We start from the raw sequence: 3,061 nt of genomic DNA, 5'->3' as shown, positions 1-3,061 counted from the left end.
GCCCCGGACCAGCGTCAATCGGCCCGCTCGACCATGGAAATGCCCGGCAACGGCACCACGAACTTTCCGCCGTCCGCGAAATAACCGGCATGCTTGGCCCGGATCGGGTCGACGTAGCGCCAGGCGAACACGACGACGAACGCCGGCTTGCGCTCGTAAAGGGCGGCGGGCGGCAGGATCGGGATGTCGTAGCCGGGGCCGGCCATCACGTTCCCCTTCTTGGGGTCGTCGTCCACCAGGAAGTCGATTTTGCCCTCAAGGCCGAACTGCGGCAGCAGGGTCGTGGTGCCGACTGAGACGCCATAGCCGGCGACAAGTTGACCGCGTGCGTGGGCGGCATCGGCCATCGCGACCAACTCGTCGCGAATGGCAGCGATCCGCTTCACGTAGGGCGCATAATAGGCCGGCTGATCGACGCCGAGCCGGTCTTCCTCGGCGATGAACCGCGCGACCTCCGCCGACGGTTTCTTCGCGCCGCCGGCGCGCTGCACCGTCACGCGAATCGAGCCGCCCTTGGTCCAGATGTGCTGGACGTCGATCACTTCCATCCCGAGCCGCGCGAAGAAGCGCGTCAGCGGCTTGATGTTAAAATACGACAGATGCTCGTGATAGACGGTGTCGAGCAGGTTCTTCTCGGTGACGTCGACGCCGTATTGCGTTTCGAAGACGAACAACCCGTCCGGCGCGAGCACGTCGCGAACCCCGATCACCAGCGGATCGAGATTGTCGACATTGGCGATCATGTTGTTGGCGATCACGACGCTCGCCGCACCGTGGCTTTTCAGGATGCGGTGCCCGACGGCGTCAGTGAAGAAATCGCCGATGGTTTCGATGCCCGCCTCGGTCGCGCGCCGCGCGATGTCGACGGCGGGATCAACGCCCAGCACCCGCATGCCGCGCTCCTTGAAGAAGCCGAGCAGCGATCCGTCGTTGCTGCCGAGCTCCACCACCAGCGACCCCGGCGCGATTCCGAAGCGGCTGACGACGTCGCTGGCATAGCCTTCGAAATGCTGCCGCAGCCCGAGCGAGAGCGAGGTGGTGTAGACGTAGTTGCGGTACTGGATCTCCGGATTGCCGACATGGAGAATCTGGAGGTGGCCGCAGTCCCTGCACAGATGCAGCGCCATCGGCACCGCGGCCCTGAAGACGGGATCGTCGACGCTGGCGTCCGGCACCTGGAAGTTCGGCGTGCCGATTGGCATGCCGGCCATCGGGACGACAAGCTCTTGCTTGTCCGAATGACAGAGGCGGCAGGTATGACGGACGTAGAACAGGTTTTTCATCGTGGAACCAGAAAACGGAGAGATGCGCGCGGATGGGGCAATCCCACCCTGTGAAGATTGGATCGACGGCAATGGTTCAAGCGGGTCAAGGGTGGCTCGATACCTCCTCGACCTTCGCCATTGCGTAATTCGGCGATTGTTCCGCAGCCTTCGCCGCCTTGTCCGCGGAATACGAGCCGCGCTCCGGGCTTGCCAGCCAGATCACGCCGCCTGCAAGACCGATGATCACGCTGACGGCACCCAGCAGGAGCGAAACCGACAGCGCCTCCTCGGACGGAACGCCGGCAAGGCCAAGGCAGGCGACCATGGCTCCCTCGCGAACGCCCCAGCCGCTGATCGAGATCGGAACGGCCGTCAACAGCACCACCGGCGGAATCAGGATGCCGGCGTCCAGTACCGAGAGCTGCGCTCCGACGCCGCGCGCCAGGGCATAGCAGGCCGCCGCCGTCACGAGATGGATGAGGAGCGCCGATCCGAGGAGCAAGCCGCGGCACGCGGACTGCACGAGAAGAAACCTGACGAGCGTCCCGAACCGAACGAAGCTTGCGATCGCGGGAGGCGCGATGAGGCGCTTCGGCAGACGATCGAGTGTCAACAGGACCACGGTGCCGGCGACGCCCGCCAGCGTCAGCCCGCCGATGGCCAGGATCGCGGCCTGATCGGACACGCGTGACATCAGGAACGGCAATCCGGCCACCATCAGCACGACCAGCCCGATCAACGCCGTGAAACGGTCCGCCGCAACCCCCTTGACCGCCTCCGGCCACTGCACGCCTCGCTGCCGCAGCAGCCACATCCGCACCGCGTCGCCGCCGACCGACGACGGCAGCACCTGGTTGAACCAGAGGCTGATCATGAGGATCCGCCAGCCGGCGAACCAGTCCAGCGACACGCCGAGCGCGCGCATGATCAGCTCCCACCGGCCGTTGAGCACGAAGGTCTGAAAGAAGATCAGCGCCAGCGCGAGAGCGAACAGGAACGGGTCGACGGAGACGAGATGAGTGCGCAACCGGCCCAGATCGAGACCGCGCGCGATGTAGGCAAGCACGGCGATCGACAGCAGCAGCTTCACCGAAAACAGAGCCGTCTGTTTGAAGCGCGACTGCATCCGATACCCGCCTCAGGACGCCGGGTATTCCGCGCGACCGATGACGAGGTCGATCGCGGCCATCATCCAGAACTGGTGCGTGGTCTCGACAATGTTGTAGCTGCGGCTGTCCACCCAGAAATTGACGTCGCCGAGATTACGCAGGGGATTCTCCGCATTCATGCCCGACAGCGTAATCACATCGAGCTTCATCGTCCGCGCCTGCGCGACCGCATTGAGAATGTTCTTCGAGCGCCCCGACGAACTGATCGCAACGAGGCAGTCGCCGGCGCGGGCGTTCAGCCGCACGGCGTGCGCGATCCAGTCCTCGAAACCGTAGTCGTTGGCGAGGCACGACATCATGCTTGCATCGCTGAAGCACAGCGCAGGCACTGATGCGTTCTTCGCCAGATCGATCGCCAGATGCGAGGCGATGCCGGCCGAGCCGCCATTGCCGATGAAGATGACGCGACCGCCCTGCTCGCGCGTGCGCAACCAGGTCGCACGGGTGGCGGAGATCCCCGCAAAAATACCGTCGTCTATCGCGGTCGCGCGATGGAGGCGACCGACGTAATCGTCGAGGAAGGCCTTGTGATCGGGATCGACGGACTCGGCAGGCATGGGCTGGCGGCTCGATTGCAACATGTCGCCCTGATACCGACTATTACTAGGGATTGCAAAGGTATAATAC

General features: G+C 64.4%; 3 protein-coding genes. All 3 read right to left on the bottom strand.

What is annotated here, in order from left to right:
- Positions 1-14 precede the first annotated feature (14 nt).
- Positions 15-1,283 carry a methyltransferase domain-containing protein gene (locus tag AC1D00_RS33990; protein WP_404557237.1) on the bottom strand — a complete coding sequence of 423 codons (1,269 nt, stop codon included), beginning with the start codon at positions 1,281-1,283 and terminating at the stop codon, positions 15-17.
- A gap of 85 nt (positions 1,284-1,368) precedes the next feature.
- Positions 1,369-2,391, bottom strand: a complete 1,023-nt coding sequence (locus AC1D00_RS33985) for a lysylphosphatidylglycerol synthase transmembrane domain-containing protein (protein WP_477013679.1) — start codon at positions 2,389-2,391, stop codon at positions 1,369-1,371.
- 12 nt (positions 2,392-2,403) lie between these two features.
- Positions 2,404-3,061, bottom strand: a 658-nt coding sequence (locus tag AC1D00_RS33980) for an SIS domain-containing protein (protein WP_477013678.1), incomplete at its 5' end; no start/stop codon positions are given.

It is taken from the genome of Bradyrhizobium sp. P2_E8 (assembly GCF_056403875.1).
The sequence above is the reverse complement of the archived record's forward strand: the minus strand, read 5'-3'. Positions and strand labels throughout refer to the sequence as shown.